The organism is Alteromonas sp. MTD1 (assembly GCF_042848195.1).
Lineage (GTDB): Bacteria > Pseudomonadota > Gammaproteobacteria > Enterobacterales > Alteromonadaceae > Alteromonas.
Genome location: NZ_BTGG01000012.1, coordinates 121,582 through 143,060 on the forward strand (window position 1 = coordinate 121,582; position 21,479 = coordinate 143,060).

A 21,479-nucleotide genomic window follows, 5' to 3' on the forward strand; every position below is an offset into this window, starting at 1 on the left:
AAATTTTCTGTCGCGCCAATGCTCGATTGGACAGATCGCCATTGCCGCTACTTTTTACGTTTAATATCAAAGCATACGTTGCTGTATACCGAAATGGTTACCACAGGCGCTATTATTTATGGCAAAGGCGATTATTTGGGTTTCAACACAGAAGAGCATCCCGTTGCTGTTCAGTTAGGCGGTAGTGACCCTGCTGATATGGCAAGATGCGCAGTGCTATCGCAAGAGCGAGGCTATGACGAAGTTAACATAAATGTTGGTTGCCCAAGCGACAGAGTAAAAAACGGCAGCTTCGGCGCATGTTTAATGGCCCAGCCAGAAGTTGTGGCGAGCTGCGTTAAAGCGATGCAGGCAGAAGTAGATATCCCTGTTACCGTTAAGTGTCGTATTGGTATTGATGACATGGATGAAGACGAGGATTTTTCACGCTTTATCAATATAGTGGCAGATGCAGGGTGCGACACTTTTATCGTGCATGCGCGCAAAGCATGGCTTCAAGGGCTAAGCCCAAAAGAGAACCGAGAAATACCACCGCTTAACTATCCACGAGTGCACCGATTAAAAGAAACAAGACCAGAGCTTTCAATTAGCATTAACGGTGGTATTAAAACTCTTGAAGACACCCAAGCACAACTTGCTTTAGTTGATGGTGTAATGATGGGACGTGAAGTGTACTCTAATCCATATATCATGGCTTCAGTTGATAAAGATATTTTTGGCGACACTTCAGCAACACCAGCGTCTAGAAGATGGTTAGTAGAACAAATGCAGGCATACATTGAGCGCCAAGAAGATCCTTACTTTAAGCCGTGGCATGCTGCGCGTCACATGCTCGGTTTATTTCAAGGCCAAGCGGGTGGTAGAATTTGGCGTCGTTACCTAAGCCAAAATGGTACAGGTAAGAGCCCAGATCCAAACCTGTTAATGAATGCTTTGGATGCGGTTGAAAAGGCACAACGAGAAGTTGAACAGTACAATGGTCAAAAAGACTAATACTTTAGTATTTTTGACTAAAGTTTAATATTTGTACAAAAGGCGTTTAGCAATAACTCGCTTGTGTGAATATTGTATTTTCAAATAAATTCAGTGCGTTACAATTAATTTATGATCTTGGCACACCTCTAGCAATCCCTTAAGTATCGCAACGACAGCGTGTTGTTGCACTGACTACTTTCGAGGGAAACTATGAAAACTTCACTAATTGCAGCGACTTTACTTTCAGCAAGCATGATAAGCGGCGCAGCTAACGCGCAAGAGTCAGTGCTTCAGTCTATTTTAACAAACATGGTAAACACCGCCGTTTTAACAACAGCCAATGAAATTCGAATGGATGTATACCAATCTGTAGCGAATGCTGCTTATCATTTCGAGCTAGACGCTAATGATGCCAAAGGAACGGGAAGCGTAAGTGTTACCGATTTAGCTGCCACAGAAAAATCGAGTGACAGCACTGAAGAAGATGCTGACTAGCACTTACTAGACAATTTTAGATATTACTAAAAAGCGCCATAAGGCGCTTTTTTTGTACGTATTTTCCAGGCACTAAAAATCCAAATGTAGGTGTTGGTCAAATTCACAAATCAGTGTGGTTAATTTAACCACTATCTTGTTTTAAACACGCTACGCGGTTTGGTGTTTTTTCTTTCAATTGTTTAAAAAGTCAATTAAATCAGTGTTTTGCGTTTTTGGCACGTACATTGAAGTAGCTTTTATGTAATCAACATGGGAAACCCAGCGATTCAAACTTGTGTGATACAGGGCTGGTAACCGAACTACATTCTTAACGGAGAAATAATCATGGGTATGTTTTCGCGCATTAACGATATTGTTCAAGCCAACATCAACGCTATGTTAGATAAAGCCGAAGATCCGGAAAAAATCATTCGTCTGATCATTCAAGAAATGGAAGAAACACTAGTTGAAGTTCGTACCGACGCAGCTCGTTATATTGCACAACAAAAAACGTTGGCACGCCAAATTGATGCAACGTCGAAACACATCAACGGATGGCAGGACAAAGCGCAACTAGCAATGGACAACGACAAAGAGTCACTTGCAAAAGCAGCGCTAATTGAAAAGCAAAAATATGTAGCAAAGCTTACTTCACTAGAAGAACAGCAAGCGCATTTAACAGAAAGCATTGAAAAAATTCAGGCTGATACAGGCCGCTTGAACAGCAAGTTAGCTGAAGCCAAAGCTAAGCAAAAAACATTGGTACAGCGCAAAAATTCAGCGCAGACACGCCTTAAAGTAAAGCAGGCTGACCATGAGAGCAAAATTGATGATGCCATGATGCGGTTTGAAAACTACGAGCAGCGTATTGATTACCTAGAAGCGCAAGTAGATGCATACGACCTTACTAAGTCAGATGATGCTACTTCACTTCAAGCACAGTTCGATGCGATGGAAGCTGACGAAGTTATTGAAAAAGAGCTTGAAGCGCTCAAGCAGAAAAAGGTCGCCTAAGCGACCTTCACCTTCACTAAGTTCATTCACTACATACGTAAATCGCACACAGCAAAGTACATACATTTGGAGAAACATAAAATGAAAATGCCAACACAAAAACGACTATATAGAGATTTAGATTCAGGTGTTATTTCGGGTGTTTGTGCAGGTGTTGCACGTTACTTTGATATTGACGCGGTTTGGGTAAGAGCAGCAGCTGTTGTGAGTTTGTTTATTGCTACACCTATTACGCTTGTTGCTTACATCGCGGCCGTTATCCTTCTACCGAGGATGGTGTAATGAAAAATGTTCTTCTTGCTTTGGTTATTGCCATTGTTCTAGTGAACTGTTTAGGCAGTTTGGTTGATGATTTTTGGGGTATGCACATTGTAATGTCAGACGAACTTCTGAGCCCTTGGGAAAGTATGGCCGTATTGTCTTTAGTGGGTGTGGTACTTGCCATCGTAGGCTTCGTTGTAGCGGTGAGTGTTTTAGGTACTATTTTTGTTGGGTTGGGTGTTGGCGTTATCGCATTGTTGGCCGTTGGATTTAGCGCCTTTTGGCCAATCATTATTATCGCCATTGCGCTTTATGCGCTGAAGAACAGAAATGCTAACCGCTATAATCAGCAAAATGGCACCTTTAACCACCACAATGTATAGCAATCAGTAGAAGTACATAAGTTAATTTAAGTTGTGATAAGGTGTTGTTTGTTGACGGTGGTTTTTATTTCGTCACAAAGGTTTCGCAATTATCATGTACAAAGAAAACACTTATAGCTGGCCTTAGGCCAGCTATTTGTTATTTAGAAGGAAGGTTGGTGTAGATATGAGACAATCATTAAATGCAAAATGGATAGCAGTTGTCGCTGTGATAATTATTGTACTTTTCTGGCTTGTAGGTTGGTTCTGGAGCATGTCACCAGACACTTTCGATGTACGAAAACGCTTGGCCGAGAATTCAACTGTTGAAAATCCAACAAGCATTGCTGGGTATACAATCACGACAACAATGATAGACGTGTCTGAAACCTTGCTTGATAAGCCCGGCGGCTATTTATCAAATGATGTTACACCTCCCGGCATCTTCTTAGATAACATGCCAGCATGGGAATTCGGTGCCCTAGAAATGGTGCGAGACCTCGCCTTATCTATGCGTAAAGACTTCAGTCGCTCGCAATCACAATCTATCGAGAATGTGTTCTTAACGAAAGCACACCCCAAATTCAACATGGACCATAAAAGCTGGGCGTTGCCATCTTCAGAGTCCAGCTACTCAGACGGTATCGAATTGTTAAAGCAATACAGAGACGAGCTTGCTAACACCCGTAATTCAGATAGTCAGTTTTATACTCGTGCCGATAATTTGCGCGAATGGCTTAAGCAAGTCGAAAAACGCTTAGGCAGCTATTCACAACGACTAAGTGCAAGCGTAGGATCTGCTAGAATTAACATTGACTTAGCCGGCGACGCTAACGCTCGACGTTCTACGCCTACCGCGAGTCAACGTGTAGTGCAAACCAGCTGGTGGAAGCTAGACGATAATTTTTACGAGGCACGTGGTGCAACGTGGGCGCTGCTTCATTTTCTTAAAGCAGTGGAAATTGAGTTTTATGAAGTACTTGAAGACAAAAATGCACTGGTAAGTCTTCAGCAAATCATAAGAGAACTTGAGGCCACACAGCAAACGGTATATAGCCCAATGATATTAAATGGAAGCGGCTTTGGTATGTTAGCTAATCACTCGTTAGTAATGGCAAACTATATTTCTCGAGCAAATGCCGCTTTAATTGAACTTTCAGAACTGCTCAATCAAGGATAATAAATGAAAAAAGGTCTTCTAGCTGCTGCACTTGGATGCGCATTGATTTCTACTGCATCTCAGGCGGATACCATAGCTGGTGTGTATGTTGGCGCACAAACATGGCAAACCGATACCTCGGGTGGTTTTGCTGATAGCAATAATACTACCGACTTCAACTTTGATGATGAGAACAACACATCGGTATACATTGCTTTTGAACATCCAGTGCCATTTTTACCGAATGTAAAAGTGAACCACACAACGTTGGAAAACAGCGGTTCTACTGTACTAACCACTAACTTCACGTTTGATGGTGAGTTGTATACAGCGAACACTCGCATTAATGGCGACGTAGAAATTGATTCAACCGACTTCATTTTGTACTACGAGCTTTTTGATAACGACCTAGTAAGCTTTGATTTAGGTATTAACGGCAAATACATCGACGGTTCTTTGTTCGTAATCGACCCAGCTAGCGATACTCAAGGACAAGTAGAGTTCTCCGGCGTTGTGCCAATGGCATATTCTAAAGTGCAATTAGGTTTACCATTTACTGGTTTATCTGCTTACTTCGAGGGGAGCTATTTATCGTTCGATGACCATAAGCTAAGCGATTATCAAGCGGCTGTTCAATATTCTTTTATCGAAAGCTTAGCTGTAGATATGACCTTACAAGTGGGTTACAGAAATGTAACGGTAGATATTGAAGACCTTGATGATGTATACGCTGACATGGAATTTGATGGCGTATTTGCAGGCCTAGAGCTGCATTTCTAAGCTATTTTAAGTATTCGACGAAAGGCGTGACTGTCTGACAGTTCACGCCTTTTTTATTTCAATGACGCTTTTAAGCACTTTCAGTAATAAAAAAGTTTCATTTATTCTTTTCTCTTCTTGTAGAAAGCCGTTAGCCTTAGCGCCATCGATAAAAGGCTAAAAGACTATGTCACAAGATTCTAATTCTAATTCAGCGCCAGGCGCGGTATTAAACGACCAACAATGGAATTCAATTACGCAGGCCATTGCAGGACTAAATCGTGATCAACTTACATGGGTAAGTGGTTATGCTGCGGGTATGGCAGCGGCACAAGGTGGTGTTGTAGCACCCGCCGCTCAAGTTGCTTCGGCACCTGCTGGCGACGCACCAACGCTTACTATTTTATACGGCTCGCAAACAGGTAACGCGAAAGGCGTAGCTGCACAGTGTCAAGCTAAGGCAGAGGAAGCTGGGTTTAACAGTAAGCTGGTAAGTATGGCCGATTACAAGCCTCGTAGTTTGAAAAGCGAAACGCATGTTGCCGTATTTGTAAGTACCCACGGTGAAGGTGACGCGCCTGACGACGCGATTGAATTACACGAATTTTTAGCCAGTAAGAAAGCGCCAAAATTAGCCAGTACAAAATATGCAGTACTAAGCTTAGGCGATAGCAGCTACGAATTTTTCTGCCAAACAGGAAAAGACTTTGACGAGCGTCTGGGCAAGCTTGGCGGTCAGGCCATTGTGGAACGTCTAGATTGTGATGTTGATTACGAAGCTGAAGCCGAAGCATGGCTTAATAAGCTAATCGAGTCTTTGAAAGGTGATTTTAGTGCGTCTACCGAGGTTGCTGTAGCAGCACAAACGGGCGCTGCGGTTCAGGGTGTAGCTGCACAAACTTACACCAAAAAAGCGCCGTATAAAGCCACACTTATCGACGCGCAAAAAATTACAGGCCGAGACTCGGTAAAAGACATTCGCCACATTGAAATTAGTCTAGAAGACTCGGGTATTACCTATAAGCCTGGCGATGCCTTGGGCGTGTGGTTTAAAAATGCCCCATCGTTGGTTTCCGAGTTTGTAAATGTTCTTTCGCTAAATGGTGATGCTGAAGTGGTTGTGGCTGAATCTACCATGACACTTACCGAAGCACTTACATCAAAGCTTGAACTTACGCTTAGTTATCCAAATTTCATTAAGGCGTATCAAGCGGCTACAGGCTCTGAAGGACTGGCTGCATTAATGGAAGATAAGGCGCAGCTTCGCACGTATATGGCGGAACGCCAAATCATTGATATCGTGCGAGACCATCCAGGCAAGCTCTCAGAGCAACAGTTGGTAGATGCGCTTCGTCCGTTAACGCCTCGCTTGTATTCTATAGCGTCAAGCCAAGCGGAAGTTGAAGAAGAAGTTCATTTAACGGTTGCACATGTTGACTACGAAGCCTTTGGTCACCGTCATCAAGGCGGCGCATCAGGTTTCTTATGTGAATATTTAGAAGAAAATGGTGAGGTGGATGTATTCGTTGAAAATAACGACAATTTCCGTCTTCCTGCCGATCCAAATACGCCTGTAATCATGGTGGGTCCAGGAACGGGCATTGCGCCATTCCGCTCATTTATGCAAGAGCGTGATGCACAAGAAGCTGAAGGTAAAAACTGGTTATTCTTTGGTAACCCGCACTTCACTCAAGACTTTTTATATCAAGTTGAATGGCAAGGCTATGTTAAAGACGGCCTGCTAGACAAAATTACGCTAGCGTTTTCTCGTGACCAAGAAGAAAAGGTATACGTTCAACATCGCTTACTTGAAAACGGTAAGGAAGTATACGAGTGGCTTGAGCAAGGCGCACATTTCTATGTGTGTGGAGACGCTATGTATATGGCTAAAGATGTTGAAAACGCACTGGTTGCTATTATTCAAGAGCACGGTGGTAAGTCAGAGGCTGATGCAAAAGCCTATGTTGTAGAGTTACGTAAAGCGAAGCGTTATCAGAAGGATGTCTATTAATGAGTAACGAAAAATCACCATTTATCGTTGAGGGCAAACTGGCTGACAACGAGCGATTAAAGCGTGAAAGTAATAATTTGCGCGGCACGATTACTACCGACTTAAAAGACGATCTTACTGGTGGCTTCACCGCTGACAACTTCCAGCTTATTCGTTTTCACGGTATGTATCAGCAAGACGACCGCGATATTCGTGCCGAGCGTTCAAAGCAAAAACTAGAACCACTGCACAATGTGATGCTTCGTGCCCGTTTGCCGGGTGGCGTTATTACTCCTGATCAGTGGTTAGCTATCGACAAATTCGCCGCCGACCACACTATGTACGGCAGTATTCGCTTAACTACGCGTCAAACATTCCAGTTTCACGGCGTATTGAAGCCGAAAATTAAGTCGATGCACCAAATGCTAAATAAAGCCGGTATCGACAGTATCGCTACTGCAGGTGACGTTAACCGTAACGTACTTTGCACATCGAACCCGGTTGAATCAGAACTGCATGCAGAAGCGTTTGAATGGGCGAAGAAAATAAGCGAACACTTACTACCAAAAACGCGCGCTTATGCTGAGATTTGGTTGGACGGTGAGAAGGTAGAAACAACGGAAAAACCCGTTGAGCCAATTTTAGGCGATAACTACTTACCGCGTAAATTTAAAACCACGGTTGTTATTCCACCTCAAAACGACGTTGATGTACACGCAAACGATCTTAACTTCGTAGCGATTGCTGACAACGGAAAGCTAGTTGGCTTTAACGTGTTAGTAGGTGGTGGTTTAGCAATGACCCATGGTGACAAGAGCACGTATCCTCGTAAAGCGAGTGATTTTGGCTTCATCCCACTAGAGAACACGTTAGACGTTGCTGCCGCTGTTGTTACAACACAGCGCGATTGGGGTAATCGTGTAAACCGTAAGAACGCGAAAACCAAGTACACCCTTGAGCGTGTTGGCGTTGATAACTTTAAAGCCGAAGTTGAGAAACGTGCCGGTGTGACGTTCCAAGACAGTCGTCCATACGAATTCACTAGCCGTGGCGACCGCTTCGGTTGGGTTGAAGGTATCGATGGTAAATATCACTTAACGGTGTTTATTGAAAACGGCCGTATTTTAGATTACCCAGGCAAAACACTAAAAACAGGTTGTGCTGAAATTGCCAAAATTCACAAGGGCGATTTCCGTCTAACGGCCAACCAGAACCTCATTATTGCGGGCGTAGCGCCTGAAGATAAAGACACTATTGAGTCTTTAGCAAAAGAGCACGGTTTGATAGCTCCAGAAGTGTCTAACCAACGCCTAGATTCTATGGCATGCGTTGCATTACCTACATGTCCACTAGCGATGGCCGAAGCAGAGCGTTATCTTCCTGACGCTGTAACTGAGCTTGAAGGTTTATTAGCTAAGCATGGTTTAGCTGAAGACAGCGTGGTATTTCGCGTGACAGGCTGTCCGAATGGTTGTGGTCGAGCAATGTTGTCTGAAGTTGGACTTGTGGGCAAAGGCCCGGGTAAATATAACCTGCACTTAGGCGGTGACAGAGAGGGAACGCGTATTCCTCGTATGTATCGTGAAAACATCAGCGAGCAAGAAATCATGGCAGAGCTGGATACGTTGTTTGGTCAATGGGCCAAGGAGCGTAACGAAGGCGAAGCGTTTGGTGATTTTGTAGTGCGCGCGGGTGTTGTTAAACCGGTAGTAGACTCCGCACGGGATTTCTATGACGCATAATACAGCAGTAAGTCAGCAACCACTGTCATTAGATATCAGCAAGGAAGAACTTGCTGATATCAATGAAACACTTGAGAGCATGTCTGCTCAAGAGCGTGTTGCGTGGGCAATAGAAAACTTGCCGGGCACGCATATTGTTTCATCGAGCTTTGGTGCTCAATCGGCAGTCATGCTACACATGCTAACGCAGGCTAAACCCGATATTCCGGTTGTACTTACCGACACGGGTTACTTGTTCCCAGAAACGTATCAGTTCATCGACAAATTGGTCGACAGCTTGAAACTGAATCTGCACGTGTACCGCGCCGATATGTCATCGGCATGGCAAGAAGCGCGCTTCGGACGTCTGTGGGAGAAGGGAATAGAAGGTATCGAGCAATACAACAAGATGAACAAAGTTGAGCCGATGCAGCGTGCGCTAAAAGACCTCAATGTAGGTACTTGGTTTGCAGGCTTGCGCCGTAGTCAGTCGGATACACGCGGTAAGTTGCCAGTCCTACAAAAGGTAGGTAATCAGTTCAAGCTGTACCCTATTATTGACTGGAGCAACAAAGACCTGCATTACTACCTAAAAGACAATAACCTTGATTATCACCCACTTTGGGAACAAGGCTATGTGTCAATTGGTGATTGGCATACCACACAGTCACTTCAAGAAGGTATGAGTGAGCAAGATACGCGTTTCTTTGGATTAAAAAGAGAGTGTGGACTTCACGAGTTCGGCGATGGTATCTAGCCCACCACAAACACTTCATTTAGCACCGATTTTATGGCGCTAATGTAATTGTCGTTGGGCGATTTACCCACTAACTTATAAAGTTCACTGCCAACAGGCGTGAACTTGTAGTACACAAGGGCAACGCCTGCCGTTTTGCATGTAAGGCTGATATTCTCGTTCACACATCGAAGCGTCACTTTCTGACCTTCTTGATACTCACCACTTTCAATTTCACTGGCATAAATCAACTTCATTTCTTGAAGTGCCAAAAGGTCTGGGTAGCTTAGGCCAACGGTGCTCAGATTAACTTGCTCAGGATGGTGTTTTCTAAAGAGCGAAAAAAAGCCTTTTCTTCGGTGATAGCCAACCAAAATTCTTGGTACAGTGTCACTATTTCGCTTGCTTGCTACATTGGCCGCTTTAGTAAAAACCTGCGCGTCTCGGTGAGTAAGCGTCTTCAATAACTGCAGTGTACGCAGAGAAAAGCTTCCTGGACGCGCTACTTCCACTGCAAAAATTTTTCCCCATAGCTCTTGCATGGGTCTACTGTAAATCTCTTCAGCCATGGTGCTAAATGCAAAGAACCAATCTGGGTCAATATTGTCTACAGTTTGTTCATCAATTGTCACATTTAGTGCTATATTTAATACAGCTTGAAGATTACTCGCTTTCTGTGTTTCTAGAATTTGTTTTCTGCGTTCTAAAGCATGTTTTTGTTTTTTGGGGTCGGGCGACAGCATAGAAGGGCTTATACCCACCCTTGCGAACCAAGAGAGCATGCGCTGGCGGCTTGTATCAAGCCTAGCTGCACTACTGGTTTGTTCTGCTGTAGGCTTATCAGCGTGTTGTGTCACCGGCTTTTCGAGAGGTTTCTCAGTTTTTCTTACCTCAGGCGAAAAAGGTTGGGGTGTAATCTTCATAACCGATAATATGTTTTTGATGGTAATTTTCTGTAGGAGCACTATTGCATTGCGTCACTTTTTTATCAATGTAATCGTTGCCTTTATACAATGAGTAGCGCATTCTTATATTGTATGTTTTGAGGAAACTAAGTGGTAATGTCGGCAATGGATTACGATAACGACGAACTCATCTTTTTAGAGGATGATGGTTCGACAGATGAACATGTTGTGCTAGGTAAAGACTGGAATGTGCTTATTGTTGATGACGATGAGGAAATTCATACAGTAACACGCTTGGCGTTGGCTGACCTTGTCGTAAACGACCGCAAACTCAACTTCATTCACGCCTATTCGGCGAAACAAGCCAAAGAACTGCTTCATGAATACGGCAGTACCATAGCCATTATTTTACTTGATGTGGTAATGGAGACAGACGATGCCGGATTTGATGTCGTAAAATATATTCGCGAAGACATGAACCTGTTAGAGCCGCGTATCATTCTTCGAACGGGACAGCCCGGTTACGCACCGGAAGAGCAAGTTATCAAGCTTTATGACATAAACGACTACAAAACAAAGACTGAACTGACCCGCGCTAAACTCCTTACAACCATCATTTCCTCGCTGCGTTCTTACCAACAAATTGTCACTATTAGTCAAAACCGAGCTGGTCTTGAAAAAATTATTGCTTCATCGGCTAATTTGTTTGAAGAGCACTCTGTAAAAGCTTTTTGTGAAGGTGTAGTAACGCAAATTAGCTCGTTGATTGGTTTGGATTCAGAAGGGCTGCTGTGCGCCAGAGCTGGGTCCTTGATCGATAGAGAAGATGAAGATGTTTATGTACTCGGTGCAGCAGGGGAATATGCGAAGTTCATCAACAAACCAATCCAAGAGCTTAACAGTGCTGAAATTGCTGAGAACATAGCGCGTTGCTTACGACTAAAAAAACATATTTTTGAGCACAATTTTTCTGTTTTATTTATCAGCCGCGCAGGCTTTGAGGCCGCGGTGTTTGTTCGTCAAACCCACGAAATAAATGAACTCGATAAGCATTTATTAGAAGTCTTTCTATCTAGTATCTCCGTTGGGTACGAAAACGTGAACCTCTTTCACGAGCTGCGTAATGCCGCATTTAGAGATTGGCTAACCCGTTTACCTAACCGCAATGAGTTTATCAATATGCTTGATAAACCTCACATCTTTGCTTGTGAGGACTGTTGTGTGGCGCTTATTGATGTTAACCACTTCTCAGACATCAATGATGGTTTAGGCCAAGAAGTGGGGAATGATCTCCTGCGTGCGATTAGCGATCGTTTCTTAAGTTCTTTTGACGACTCAGTGAAAAAAGGCCGAATTGGCGCTGACGTATTTGGTTTAATCGGACCAGAAGCAGTGGTTAATCCAGAATCTATCAATGAGCTTTTTAGCTCGACCTTTGTTGTTGAAGATCACACCTTGCCGGTTAATGTTACCATCGGATTTTGTCGATTGGATAAAAAGCGCAATATTGGTATTGAGATTTTAAAACGTACCAATATTGCACTTAACAGAGCGAAGAAAAACCTTACCGATAATTACGAGTTTTACGCAAAGGATATTGAGGATCAGACAACATGGCGGTTAGATATGATCCGCCGTTTACGAAGCGATTTTGCTGCTCGTAAGTTGGAATTGTGGTTTCAGCCGCAGGTCGATCTGTTAAATGAGCGAGTTGTGGGTATGGAAGCATTATTACGTTGGCCAGACGGTAATGGCGGCTTTATTTCACCTGCAGTTTTTGTACCTTTAGCTGAATATTCGGGGCTCATTGTCGATATTGGCGAATGGGTGTTAGAAGAAGCGTGCAGTCGTCTGCAAAAGTTAAAGGAAGTTGGCCACGGACATTTGCGCGTAGCAGTAAACATTTCTATTCCTCAGTTTCGCGATCGTTTATTCGTTGAAAAGGTCAAGCTTGCGCTGTCTAAAGCAGAATGTGACCCTAGCTTGTTAGAACTAGAGATTACCGAAAGCGTGGTTATGGATGAACCACAAATAGTGATAGATGCACTTCGAGCGTTAAAGGAACACGGCGTTCAAATAGCGATTGACGATTTTGGAACCGGTTTCTCTTCAATGAGCTATCTACAACAGCTACCTTTAGACAGACTAAAAGTGGATCGTTCGTTTGTTAAAGATGTTAAGCCAGGCGCTAGCGCTGTATTAGCAGAAACCATTGTAACGCTAGGTAATAAATTGGGTCTGCTCACTATTGCCGAAGGTGTAGAAAAACGAGAGCAAGCTAGCTATATGATTAAGCTTGGATGCGACGAGGCGCAAGGTTTCCTGTATGCTAAACCTATGCCCTTTGCAGAGCTTCTAGCATTCTTAGAATCTCAGAAATAGCGCAGTGTCATATTTTTTCGAATTTTTCGCTAAATATTTCACACTGTAATACTTCTGTCACAAAAGTATGATCGGAATTGACTGTTCGGCGTATATACAGTATATTTACACAACAGTGACGTACTGTAATACAGGAGAATAGACATGCGTAAAGTAGTACTTGGTTTAGCATTATCAGCTGCATTTGGTATTGCGCATGCGGAATCTGGCAGTAACCAGCTTTTCGATTGCATGGATGCGAAAACATTCGAAATGAATAACCAATGTATGGCTGACAAAATCAGCACTAACATTCGTTTCCGTGATGCACAAACAAAGCTCATCGATCTAGCGAGCGAGAGTCAGGGCGATTACGCCATTGCAACAATGACTTTCGATCAGGAAAAAATGCATATTGATGTGGTAGCTCACAAAGACGCGCTAAATGCGTTGGCAGCTAACCGCAACTAAACGAGTCAATCGTTTTGAAGGCCGGCTTCATCGCCGGCTTTTTTGTGCCCGTTAAAAAATTCTGTTCAATCCGTTTATTGCAGCTACACGATACGCTTCAGCCATAGTAGGGTAGTTAAACGTGGTATTGACGAAATAATCAATCGTATTGCCTTCACCTTTTTGTTGCATTATTGCTTGCCCAATGTGGACGATCTCAGATGCACGCTCACCAAAACAATGGATCCCAAGAATTTCTTTTGTCTCTCGATGAAACAAGATCTTTAAGCTTCCTGTTTGGGTAGAGGCAATCTGAGCCCGTGCCAAATGCTTAAATTGCGCTCGACCCACTTCATACGGCACTTTTGCAGCGGTAAGCTCTTGCTCAGTTTTACCAACAGAGCTTATTTCAGGGATGGTGTATATACCAGATGGAATGTCGGCAACCAATTCGGCGTGCGTCTTTTTGTTAAGCATGGCTTCTGCTGCAAACCTACCTTGGTTGTAAGCAGCTGATGCTAAACTGGGATAGCCTATTACATCACCTACTGCATAAATGTTATCAACATCTGTTTGGTAGTTTTCATTTACCCTAAGCTGTCCACGGCTGTCTGCTTTAATACCCACGTTTTCAAGTTTTAATGTGTCAGTGTTACCTGTTCGACCATTTGCGAATAACAGGCAATCTGCACGCATGCGTTTACCAGAATCAAGATTGAGAATAACTGAGTCGTCGGTAGCTTCTACCGACGAATACGTCTCGTTATGACGTATAAGAACACCGTTGTTCCATAAGTGATAACTAAGTGCATCTGATATTTCGGTATCAAGAAATGACAGCAACCTGTCGCGCATATTTACCAGATCTACCTTTACACCTAAGCCTCTAAAGATGCTGGCGTATTCAGAGCCGATAACACCGGCCCCGTAAATGATGATCGATTTAGGATCGTGATTAAGCGACAAAATAGTGTCTGAGTTATAGATACGCGGGTGATTAAAGTCGATATCTTTGGGGCAATATGGACGTGATCCTGTGGCAATTGCAATTTGCTCGGCTGTTACAATATCTTTCGAACCATCCTCACGCGTAATTTCAAGTGTATGAGCGTCTATGAAACTAGCTTCACCGTGGAACAGGGTAACGCGGTTTCTATCGTAAAACGATGAACGCAGGCGAGTTTGGCTTTTAACCACACCACTTGCATGACGCATGATGTCAGAGAAAGTAAGGCTTTTACTTAAATGATTATCGGCAAATAAAGGTGACGAATTGTATTCAATTAAACGGCTTACCGAATGGCGCAGCGCTTTTGACGGGATAGTTCCCCAATGCGTACAGCCACCTCCAACAGCCTCGTACCGTTCAACAATGGCGACTTTTTTGCCTGCCTTTGCAAGCTGCATTGAAACACCTTCACCGCCAGGCCCTGTACCAATGACAATGGCATCGTAATGATAAGACGGTGCTTTTGACTTTTGTTTTGTCGCCATACAACTTTCCTCAACGTTCTTCATCTATTGTGATAACTATAGTACTACCTTACAAACTCTGTAATACCAACTCTAGTCTTATATAAAAAAACCACATAAGCAGACACTTATGTGGTTTCTTGATAATGTTTAACCAGCGCGGATCCACGCTTTGATTTATGCCATTTGCAACGACAAGCTTTGTAATTGGACCCACTTCTCTTTTTGAACAGCGAACGCGTGTTTAAGTTCTTTATATTTGTATGCGAGTTCAAGCCCCTCCAAACTGCGTTTAAGGGTTTTCTTTTTAATCCGCATCACGCGCTTTTTAGTGGCGTAATACTCACTCATGCGCTGCATAAGCAAATCATATTCGTCTTGAATAGTTTTCATCATTTCTTCAGCGTTAGGCAAGACTGAAACTTGCTCACTAGCTCGCTGAAGTTGCATGGCTGCAAGCGCCTTTTCAATTCTCTCTTCAGGAACTTTACGTAAATTAGTTGTGAGCCCAACAAGTGATAGTCCTTTAATTAACCACTTTGTCGGATCAAACTGATACCAGCGAATACCATTTCTGTAGTCATATTCAAAAATATGGTGGTAGTTGTGATATCCCTCACCGAACGTAAAGAATGCAAGCACACCATTGTCACGCGCCGTATTTTTATCGGTATAGGGCTGACTACCCCAAAAATGGGCTAGCGAGTTAATAAAGAATGTAACGTGATGAACCAACACCAAACGCAAAACGCCAGCAATTAAGATCATGCCCAGTACGTCACCGTTTAGGTAGCCTAATAAACCTGTAATACCAAAGTTAGCCACTAACACAATGGGTAAGTAGTAGTTGTGTTGCCACATCACTACTTTGTCTTTTTGAAGGTCTTTACAGTTACTGTAATCATCATAACGTTTAGCTTGATACTCTCGTAACATCCAACCTATATGGGCAAACCATAACCCTTTTTTGGCTGAGTATGGATCTTTGTCATTGTTGTCAACGTGACGGTGATGAATGCGGTGGTCAGAAGACCAATGCAAAATACTATTTTGAAGCGCCATTGCGCCGCCAATAGCCAGAATAACACGCACCACAGGATTAGCATCGTAGGTCTTATGAGACCACAAGCGGTGGTAGCCTGCAGTAATAGACATGCCGGTAAAGTAAAAAAGAAACAGCGCGGTACCGATTTCCGCCCAGTCTATACCTTGGTATGCCACCCAAAGCGGAACACCAATAAATGCAATCGCGCCTGATATTATAAATACCAGCACATTCGTTAAGATAAGAGGAGGTTTTTTCATTTTATACAACTTGGCTTACAACTGTTCGCTAATTTATCGTTTTACACGTTCTCAGGCAAGCAAAACCAAGATAAGTTCTGCTTACATGTGTAAAGTTTAATTATAGTGTATTTGCCAGTTTTCGCGCTCATTAAACGCGCTTTTCTGATTAGTTATTGTTTATGAAAGAGATGATGGCTTGGGCAATTTCTTTTGGTGCTTCAATTTGCGGGTAGTGACCAATATTGTGAAGCTTAACGATATGCTTCGAGGACACTAACTCCTCAAAACGAGCAACCATATGGCCACCTGATATAGGATCTGCGCAGCCGTTTACCAATTGAATAGGGCACACAGCATAGGTTAAGGCTTGTAGCCAGCGTTCACGATTGTGCTTGCGCTGTGTCATGTAGCTTATTAATTTATGAAAAACGCGTTTGCCATTATTGTGTGTTATTAACTCCCACATTATTTCCAGTTCTTGTTTAGTGGGCTGAGTGTGTTTACCAAATACAGAGCGCATGTTCTTGTCTACGCTTTTTTTGGTCACCAGTTTAGCTACAAGCGAACCTATAAAAGAATTCAGTAATATTTGAATAAACTTAGGTTTATGGCTTTCAGGAAACAATCCACCATTGAGTAACGTAGCGCTATGTATCGTGATACGGCGTTTATTACGTTCAATGTGTGCGTGACGATAAAGCAATTCTTGTGCAACAGAGTCGCCGTAGTCGTGGGCAACTAAGTGGCACTCATTAATGTTTAGGTGTTTTAATAGCGCTTCAAAAATATCAGCTTGTGTGTGTATGGTGTAATCAAGTGACTCTGGTTTGTCAGAAAAACCAAATCCAATCATATCCAGGGTTATAACTCGAAAGTGCTCACTTAATGTAGCCCATATCTTACACCAGTCCCAACTTGCTGTGGGGAAACCATGAATGAGCATCAATGCAGGTTTTTGCTCATCCTTTAAATGTATATTTTCTCCGCCGTCTTTAAAGAAAATTTGATGTGATTTAAATGTGAAAAAGTGACCGCTAGCACACCACTCGTCAGTGGTTGGCAATGTATTTGTATCTGCAATTGTTTTTGGCTGCATTTTCTTTAATTGGCCTGACTTTTTAATTATTCAATTACTCTATAGTGAATTGGTAACAAGCCCCAGCTATTTTGCAATTTAATCTTCTCTCTTGTATGCAGCATGCGATAGACTAGAGTAGAACTATTAGATGGTGTCACTGTGAGTCGACAAGAACAGAAACTAAAAACACGTCAAAATATAATTCATGCTGCGTTTTCTTTGCTTGATGAAAACCGAAGCCTATCTGCCATTAGCTTAAGAGAAGTTGCACGGGAAGCGGGTATTGCACCTACGTCTTTTTATCGACATTTTAAAGATATGGATGAATTGGGTTTGACGCTCGTTGACGAGGCTGGACTGGCTTTGCGTCAGCTTATGCGTCAGGCAAGACGCAGAATCGCCTCTGGCGGTGGTGTTATACACACCTCTGTTGAAACCTTTATGGAATTTATTTCAGCTAATAAAAATGTGTTTCGCTTACTACTACGTGAGCACACCGGCACATCATCAGCATATCGTTTAGCCGTGTTCAGAGAGATACAGCATTTTATTGATGAACTTACCGATTACATTATCGAACAGCAAGGTGTGGAGTACTCTTGTGCCCAGCTGCAAGCTGACGCGATGGTGAGATTGGTGTTTAGTGCTGGAGCAGAGGCACTTGAAGCCGATGAGAAGTTGAGAAACGAAATTGGTGAGCGCGTAAAAATGCAGCTACGTTATGTACAGATTGGCGCTATTGCTACGAATGCAAAAAGCTAGCTTATTACGGCTTCAATCGCTTGGTGCGAAAAAAATAGTACGATACAAAGCAAGAATGAACGAGAAGAGGCGCTTATAGCGCCTCTTTCTTATTTTTTATCTGTTAACGCTTACGCGTTAATAAAACACCTGCTTCAACATGATGAGTAAAAGGGAACTGGTCAAATAATGCGGCATTAGCAATGCTGTGTGTTTCACATAACAAATTAAGGTTGTCGGCGAGTGTTTCAGGGTTACATGATATGTACACAATGTTGTCGTAATCCTGAATCATTTTTAAAGACTCAGTGTCTAACCCTGCGCGCGGTGGGTCAACAAGCACTGTGGTAAAGTTATAGTCTTCTAGGGCAATGCCTTCAAGACGACTGAACGTACGTTCACCTTTCATCGCTAGAGTGAATTCTTCCGCAGCAAGCCGTACAATTTTCACATTATCAAGCGCATTTTGCTCAATATTAAACTGAGCCGCTTGTACTGAAGGTTTTGCTATTTCAGTACCTATTACATTGTCAAAATGCATAGCGAGTGGTAACGAGAAGTTGCCTGCGCCACAATACATTTCCAGCAAATCCCCAGATAAAGGCTTAACGCAATCGAGTGCCCACTCAATCATTTTACAGTTAACATTTGCATTTGGTTGCGTGAAGCTATTTTCAATGTGTTTGAAGATAAACTCTTTACCGTTTACCGGCAGCTTTTCAATTACAAAATCGTTGTCGATAATGCGTTTTTGTTTTCGCGCGCGGCCAATAATATTTACCTTCGTGAATGTCGTCTCTAATTGCGCTTTAAGTTTACGCGCTTGTTCTTCCCATTCGTCATCAAGCTGGCGATGGTAAAGTAGACTAATCACCAACTCTTCAGACAGTGCAGACAAATAATCAATTTGGAACAGCTTCTTTCTAAGCACATCATTCGGTTTAATCAGCGCAAGCAGTTCAGCCATTGCTTTATTAATGGTTTCACATGCTGGTGGAAAAGTATCAACTCTGTATTTTTCCTTTGTCTCTTGGTTGAACATAATGTGATAAAGATCATCACCTTCATGCCATACACGAAACTCAGCTCGCATGCGGTAATGCATCGGTGCAGAAGGAAACACCTCAAGCGCTGGCGCATTAAATGGTGAAAGTAGCGCAGAAAGGCGTTCTACCTTTTCATCTAATTGTGATTGATAGTCAGTTTGACTGGTTGTGCTCATGCCTTTCTCCATCGCTATACTTCAGAAACATTGCCGTGCTTTTGAGCACAGGTCGCGAATTGTAGTGGGTTGTAAAATATCTGCAACTAGCGAACGCCATGTTTAGCGTTATTCCTTGGTATCTCTACATTTATTAAAAAGGTGTATTAAAATTAAACAAAATTGATTCTTTGCCGATATATTGGTTGAGGATAGTGAGGATCAGATTATGAACGTGGGTCAAATTAAAGCTTTCATGGGTGAGACGAAGGCGGATCAAAAGGCAACAGTTCACCCGAATGAAGCGCTTAAAAAGCAGCTTCAGCAAGATGGGCTACAGCAAGCTGCTGAATTCAGCAAACAGCAGGCCGCACAAGTTACTATGTCTAGTAGCCAAACCAGTATTGGTCTTAAGGTAGTAAGTAGCAGCCTTAGTCAAACACTTGAGCTTGACGGTCAAAAGCCTCAAGACGTAAAAGAAAAAAGCATTCAAGACAAACCGGCAAGCCTTTTTGATTTCGAGAAAGTGGCGAGAAATGTTTTGAAATTCGTTGGTGGTGTAATTCGTGGCGCGGCAAATGGTGGTGCGAATGACGAGAAGCTTAGCGGTTTATTTAGTCAGGCCAGAGAAGGTGTAAGCCGTGGGTTTGCGATGGCCGAAAAAGACTTAGCTGGCTTTATGAACGAAGAGATAGAGCAGGGCATGACAAAAAGCCGCGATCTTATTGATAAGGGAATTGATGATTTAGAAACTGATATATTCGGTCGACAGTCACCTAACGCGGTCTCTCTTACAACCCTTAACGCAGTAGCGGCTTCTGATGAAAGATCGGGAAATCTTTTGATCAGAACCAAAGATGGCGATGAAGTAACATTCAGTTTTGAAAGTTTGCGATCTTTCCAGACTTCACAGCAGTTATCTTTTGTTGCTGAGAACAATGCTAATACTGTGAGTAGCAACGGTGAGAATGCTGAAGGACAAAATACACCAGCCTATTCAATAGCCGCGCAACAAACTACGTCGTACCAGTATTATGAAAAGAGCGGAATTAGTTTTTCTTTGAAAGGTGAGCTAGATGAAGACGAGTTGAATTCGATTGCTGACTTAGTAGGGCAGGTGCAGGATCTTGCCGATACATTCTACAGTGGTGATATAGATAAAGCGTTTGAAGAAGCGCTGAGTCTAGGCTTTGACGATAAAGAATTAGTAGGCTACGCGCTTAATCTTAATAGAACGACACAATCTGAGGTGCTGAAGACCTATGAAGGCATTCAACATTATGATGATGAGAAAAGCGATAAGTCGAAGTTTGGTAATGTAGTAAGTCCTATCTCTCAATATTTAGATAAGATGATGGGAACGTTTGCTAACGCCGAAAAGACTTTGAACAGTAATGAAGATTACAATGCGTTAATTGGTGGCCTAATTAGTAATATGGAAGATGTTCAGGTGCCTGACCTAGTAAGTGCAATAAATCGCTTCCATTCGTTTAATCATACATTACTAGCGGGACTTCCTCAGGCTGACAGTAATGAGCAAACGTCGGACAAGTCGAATAACGCGTAATACGAGCATGTAAGAAAATATAGCACGTAATAAAAAGCCCGGAGTTAACCGGGCTTTTTATTTAGGCGTGTTCAACTTTATCTTTAGCGGGTCGAACCTTGAGGGTTCGTTCCTGAAAGATTGAGTCGTTTGTTTTCTCAATGACTGAATTAAGATCGTTAGTAACAACTTCTATAAAGCCGTAACCTTTTCTCTTTCCTGTTTTACGATCCTTCATCAGGCGAACCGATTGAACTTGGATGAAATCACTAAAGTAATCCTTAACCGCGTTTTCATTTGCGCGATAAGGTAAGTTACCAACATAAAGTGTTTCTACTGATCCTTCATTTTTCTGATCTCGCACATCTGAGGAAGATGGACTTTGTATAAGTGATGCTAACCAGGGAGTAACGATACCACTTATTAATAAAGCAGCTGAAACCGTGATCGGAACATGGACGTCTAAACTAGCAGAGGAAAATAACAAATAACCTGCGATTGCAAAAATAGCGCTAATAACAGCGCATTGAATAAAGCCTACTTTCATATACCTACCTTTCTATTGTTTATTTTATGGGTTGGAGGCTGTTCATAGTTTACTCATTTGTAACAAATTGAACAATAAAATGTGAAAAAACTAATCTAAAGGTGCATTTGATCTGAAGAAATGATGCGAAAATGAGCGGTTAAGCTAAAAAACTCATTAAAATGCAAAAAAGTACAATTTAAGTGTTGATCTTTCGAGTGAGCTATCTATAATGCGCTCCACGTTCTGAGGGGGCTTCAAGCGAAACGAAGCAAACAAAGATTTAAGTGCGAAACCAAGTTTTCAAACAAATAAAAAGTTTAAAAACATGGTTGACATCGAAAATAAACGATGTAAAATGCGCTTCCACTTCGAGAGAGGTGGTTTGCGAAAGCGAAATGTTCTTTAAAAATTTAGACAAGACAATCTGTGTGGGCACTCGTTAAGAGTGTCACAT

20 protein-coding genes are annotated in these 21,479 nt (G+C 42.5%); 14 read left to right on the top strand and 6 right to left on the bottom strand.

Annotated features, from left to right (window positions below; all coding sequences use genetic code 11):
* Positions 1 to 18: 18 nt before the first annotated feature.
* The 10 genes from dusA to ACGHAV_RS16130 all read left to right on the top strand — a co-directional run bounded on the left by dusA (position 19) and on the right by ACGHAV_RS16130 (position 9,475).
* Positions 19 to 993: a tRNA dihydrouridine(20/20a) synthase DusA gene (dusA, locus tag ACGHAV_RS16085; protein ID WP_390383002.1), complete on the top strand. Its 975-nt coding sequence runs from the start codon at positions 19 to 21 to the stop codon at positions 991 to 993.
* Between the two features lie 192 nt (positions 994 to 1,185).
* The gene (locus ACGHAV_RS16090) at positions 1,186 to 1,470 is read left to right on the top strand and encodes a hypothetical protein (protein WP_390382936.1); all 285 of its coding nucleotides are present in this window, start codon (positions 1,186 to 1,188) and stop codon (positions 1,468 to 1,470) included.
* Positions 1,471 to 1,797: 327 nt separating this feature from the next.
* On the top strand, positions 1,798 to 2,466 hold the full coding sequence (pspA, locus tag ACGHAV_RS16095; RefSeq protein ID WP_390382939.1) for a phage shock protein PspA: 669 nt from the start codon (positions 1,798 to 1,800) through the stop codon (positions 2,464 to 2,466).
* 81 nt (positions 2,467 to 2,547) lie between these two features.
* Positions 2,548 to 2,748, top strand: coding sequence for a PspC domain-containing protein (locus ACGHAV_RS16100; protein ID WP_390382942.1), 201 nt, complete (start codon positions 2,548 to 2,550; stop codon positions 2,746 to 2,748).
* Entirely contained in the window at positions 2,748 to 3,110 is a 363-nt protein-coding gene (locus tag ACGHAV_RS16105; protein ID WP_390382945.1) for a hypothetical protein, read from the top strand. Before ACGHAV_RS16100 ends, ACGHAV_RS16105 begins: the two co-directional genes overlap by 1 nt.
* Positions 3,111 to 3,276: 166 nt before the next feature.
* Positions 3,277 to 4,269: a DUF2333 family protein gene (locus tag ACGHAV_RS16110; protein ID WP_390382948.1), complete on the top strand. Its 993-nt coding sequence runs from the start codon at positions 3,277 to 3,279 to the stop codon at positions 4,267 to 4,269.
* Between the two features lie 3 nt (positions 4,270 to 4,272).
* Entirely contained in the window at positions 4,273 to 5,028 is a 756-nt protein-coding gene (locus ACGHAV_RS16115) for a TIGR04219 family outer membrane beta-barrel protein (RefSeq protein ID WP_390382951.1), read from the top strand.
* 166 nt (positions 5,029 to 5,194) lie between these two features.
* Entirely contained in the window at positions 5,195 to 7,018 is a 1,824-nt protein-coding gene (locus ACGHAV_RS16120; RefSeq protein WP_390382954.1) for an assimilatory sulfite reductase (NADPH) flavoprotein subunit, read from the top strand.
* Positions 7,018 to 8,739 carry an assimilatory sulfite reductase (NADPH) hemoprotein subunit gene (gene cysI, locus ACGHAV_RS16125; RefSeq protein WP_390382957.1) on the top strand — a complete coding sequence of 574 codons (1,722 nt, stop codon included), beginning with the start codon at positions 7,018 to 7,020 and terminating at the stop codon, positions 8,737 to 8,739. The genes ACGHAV_RS16120 and cysI overlap by 1 nt, the downstream gene beginning before the upstream one ends.
* Positions 8,729 to 9,475 (top strand): phosphoadenylyl-sulfate reductase, encoded by a 747-nt coding sequence (locus tag ACGHAV_RS16130; RefSeq protein WP_390382960.1) that lies wholly within the window; start codon positions 8,729 to 8,731, stop codon positions 9,473 to 9,475. Before cysI ends, ACGHAV_RS16130 begins: the two co-directional genes overlap by 11 nt.
* On the opposite strand, the gene ACGHAV_RS16135 is transcribed toward ACGHAV_RS16130, so the two are convergent.
* Positions 9,472 to 10,377: a TIGR03899 family protein gene (locus tag ACGHAV_RS16135; protein WP_390382963.1), complete on the bottom strand. Its 906-nt coding sequence runs from the start codon at positions 10,375 to 10,377 to the stop codon at positions 9,472 to 9,474. The two genes, ACGHAV_RS16130 and ACGHAV_RS16135, sit on opposite strands and share 4 nt — an antisense overlap.
* Positions 10,378 to 10,515: 138 nt before the next feature.
* Between ACGHAV_RS16135 and ACGHAV_RS16140 the strand changes: the two genes are divergently transcribed.
* Positions 10,516 to 12,741, top strand: a complete 2,226-nt coding sequence (locus tag ACGHAV_RS16140; RefSeq protein WP_390382966.1) for an EAL domain-containing protein — start codon at positions 10,516 to 10,518, stop codon at positions 12,739 to 12,741.
* 144 nt (positions 12,742 to 12,885) lie between these two features.
* Positions 12,886 to 13,191, top strand: coding sequence for a pyridine nucleotide transhydrogenase (locus tag ACGHAV_RS16145; protein WP_390382969.1), 306 nt, complete (start codon positions 12,886 to 12,888; stop codon positions 13,189 to 13,191).
* A gap of 51 nt (positions 13,192 to 13,242) precedes the next feature.
* Here the strand turns inward: ACGHAV_RS16145 and sthA are convergent, their stop codons facing one another.
* The 3 genes from sthA to ACGHAV_RS16160 form a co-directional block, all read right to left on the bottom strand.
* Complete coding sequence (sthA, locus tag ACGHAV_RS16150; RefSeq protein WP_390382972.1) at positions 13,243 to 14,664, bottom strand: Si-specific NAD(P)(+) transhydrogenase; 1,422 nt, start codon at positions 14,662 to 14,664, stop codon at positions 13,243 to 13,245.
* A gap of 156 nt (positions 14,665 to 14,820) precedes the next feature.
* The gene (locus ACGHAV_RS16155) at positions 14,821 to 15,948 is read right to left on the bottom strand and encodes an acyl-CoA desaturase (RefSeq protein ID WP_390382975.1); all 1,128 of its coding nucleotides are present in this window, start codon (positions 15,946 to 15,948) and stop codon (positions 14,821 to 14,823) included.
* A gap of 148 nt (positions 15,949 to 16,096) precedes the next feature.
* Positions 16,097 to 17,026: an alpha/beta fold hydrolase gene (locus ACGHAV_RS16160; RefSeq protein ID WP_390382978.1), complete on the bottom strand. Its 930-nt coding sequence runs from the start codon at positions 17,024 to 17,026 to the stop codon at positions 16,097 to 16,099.
* Positions 17,027 to 17,167: 141 nt separating this feature from the next.
* Here ACGHAV_RS16160 and fabR point away from each other — a divergent pair, with 141 nt between their 5' ends.
* On the top strand, positions 17,168 to 17,770 hold the full coding sequence (fabR, locus tag ACGHAV_RS16165; protein ID WP_390382981.1) for an HTH-type transcriptional repressor FabR: 603 nt from the start codon (positions 17,168 to 17,170) through the stop codon (positions 17,768 to 17,770).
* 103 nt (positions 17,771 to 17,873) lie between these two features.
* Here fabR and trmA read toward each other — a convergent pair whose 3' ends face one another.
* Positions 17,874 to 18,971, bottom strand: a complete 1,098-nt coding sequence (gene trmA, locus ACGHAV_RS16170; protein ID WP_390382983.1) for a tRNA (uridine(54)-C5)-methyltransferase TrmA — start codon at positions 18,969 to 18,971, stop codon at positions 17,874 to 17,876.
* 208 nt (positions 18,972 to 19,179) lie between these two features.
* Here trmA and ACGHAV_RS16175 point away from each other — a divergent pair, with 208 nt between their 5' ends.
* Positions 19,180 to 20,517, top strand: coding sequence for a DUF5610 domain-containing protein (locus ACGHAV_RS16175; RefSeq protein WP_390382986.1), 1,338 nt, complete (start codon positions 19,180 to 19,182; stop codon positions 20,515 to 20,517).
* Positions 20,518 to 20,578: 61 nt separating this feature from the next.
* On the opposite strand, the gene ACGHAV_RS16180 is transcribed toward ACGHAV_RS16175, so the two are convergent.
* Positions 20,579 to 21,043 carry an RNA recognition motif domain-containing protein gene (locus ACGHAV_RS16180; protein WP_390382989.1) on the bottom strand — a complete coding sequence of 155 codons (465 nt, stop codon included), beginning with the start codon at positions 21,041 to 21,043 and terminating at the stop codon, positions 20,579 to 20,581.
* Between the last annotated feature and the right edge of the window lie 436 nt (positions 21,044 to 21,479).

Coding starts and splice junctions, on each gene's coding strand:
- pspA (WP_390382939.1), top strand. CDS start 1,798: ATGGGTATGTTTTCGCGCATTAACGATATTGTTCAAGCCAACATCAAC.
- ACGHAV_RS16175 (WP_390382986.1), top strand. CDS start 19,180: ATGAACGTGGGTCAAATTAAAGCTTTCATGGGTGAGACGAAGGCGGAT.
- ACGHAV_RS16145 (WP_390382969.1), top strand. CDS start 12,886: ATGCGTAAAGTAGTACTTGGTTTAGCATTATCAGCTGCATTTGGTATT.
- ACGHAV_RS16090 (WP_390382936.1), top strand. CDS start 1,186: ATGAAAACTTCACTAATTGCAGCGACTTTACTTTCAGCAAGCATGATA.
- ACGHAV_RS16115 (WP_390382951.1), top strand. CDS start 4,273: ATGAAAAAAGGTCTTCTAGCTGCTGCACTTGGATGCGCATTGATTTCT.
- trmA (WP_390382983.1), bottom strand. CDS start 18,971: ATGAGCACAACCAGTCAAACTGACTATCAATCACAATTAGATGAAAAG.
- ACGHAV_RS16135 (WP_390382963.1), bottom strand. CDS start 10,377: ATGAAGATTACACCCCAACCTTTTTCGCCTGAGGTAAGAAAAACTGAG.
- sthA (WP_390382972.1), bottom strand. CDS start 14,664: ATGGCGACAAAACAAAAGTCAAAAGCACCGTCTTATCATTACGATGCC.
- ACGHAV_RS16110 (WP_390382948.1), top strand. CDS start 3,277: ATGAGACAATCATTAAATGCAAAATGGATAGCAGTTGTCGCTGTGATA.
- ACGHAV_RS16160 (WP_390382978.1), bottom strand. CDS start 17,026: ATGCAGCCAAAAACAATTGCAGATACAAATACATTGCCAACCACTGAC.
- ACGHAV_RS16155 (WP_390382975.1), bottom strand. CDS start 15,948: ATGAAAAAACCTCCTCTTATCTTAACGAATGTGCTGGTATTTATAATA.
- ACGHAV_RS16120 (WP_390382954.1), top strand. CDS start 5,195: ATGTCACAAGATTCTAATTCTAATTCAGCGCCAGGCGCGGTATTAAAC.
- ACGHAV_RS16130 (WP_390382960.1), top strand. CDS start 8,729: ATGACGCATAATACAGCAGTAAGTCAGCAACCACTGTCATTAGATATC.
- ACGHAV_RS16180 (WP_390382989.1), bottom strand. CDS start 21,043: ATGAAAGTAGGCTTTATTCAATGCGCTGTTATTAGCGCTATTTTTGCA.
- ACGHAV_RS16140 (WP_390382966.1), top strand. CDS start 10,516: ATGTCGGCAATGGATTACGATAACGACGAACTCATCTTTTTAGAGGAT.
- cysI (WP_390382957.1), top strand. CDS start 7,018: ATGAGTAACGAAAAATCACCATTTATCGTTGAGGGCAAACTGGCTGAC.
- dusA (WP_390383002.1), top strand. CDS start 19: ATGCTCGATTGGACAGATCGCCATTGCCGCTACTTTTTACGTTTAATA.
- ACGHAV_RS16105 (WP_390382945.1), top strand. CDS start 2,748: ATGAAAAATGTTCTTCTTGCTTTGGTTATTGCCATTGTTCTAGTGAAC.
- ACGHAV_RS16100 (WP_390382942.1), top strand. CDS start 2,548: ATGAAAATGCCAACACAAAAACGACTATATAGAGATTTAGATTCAGGT.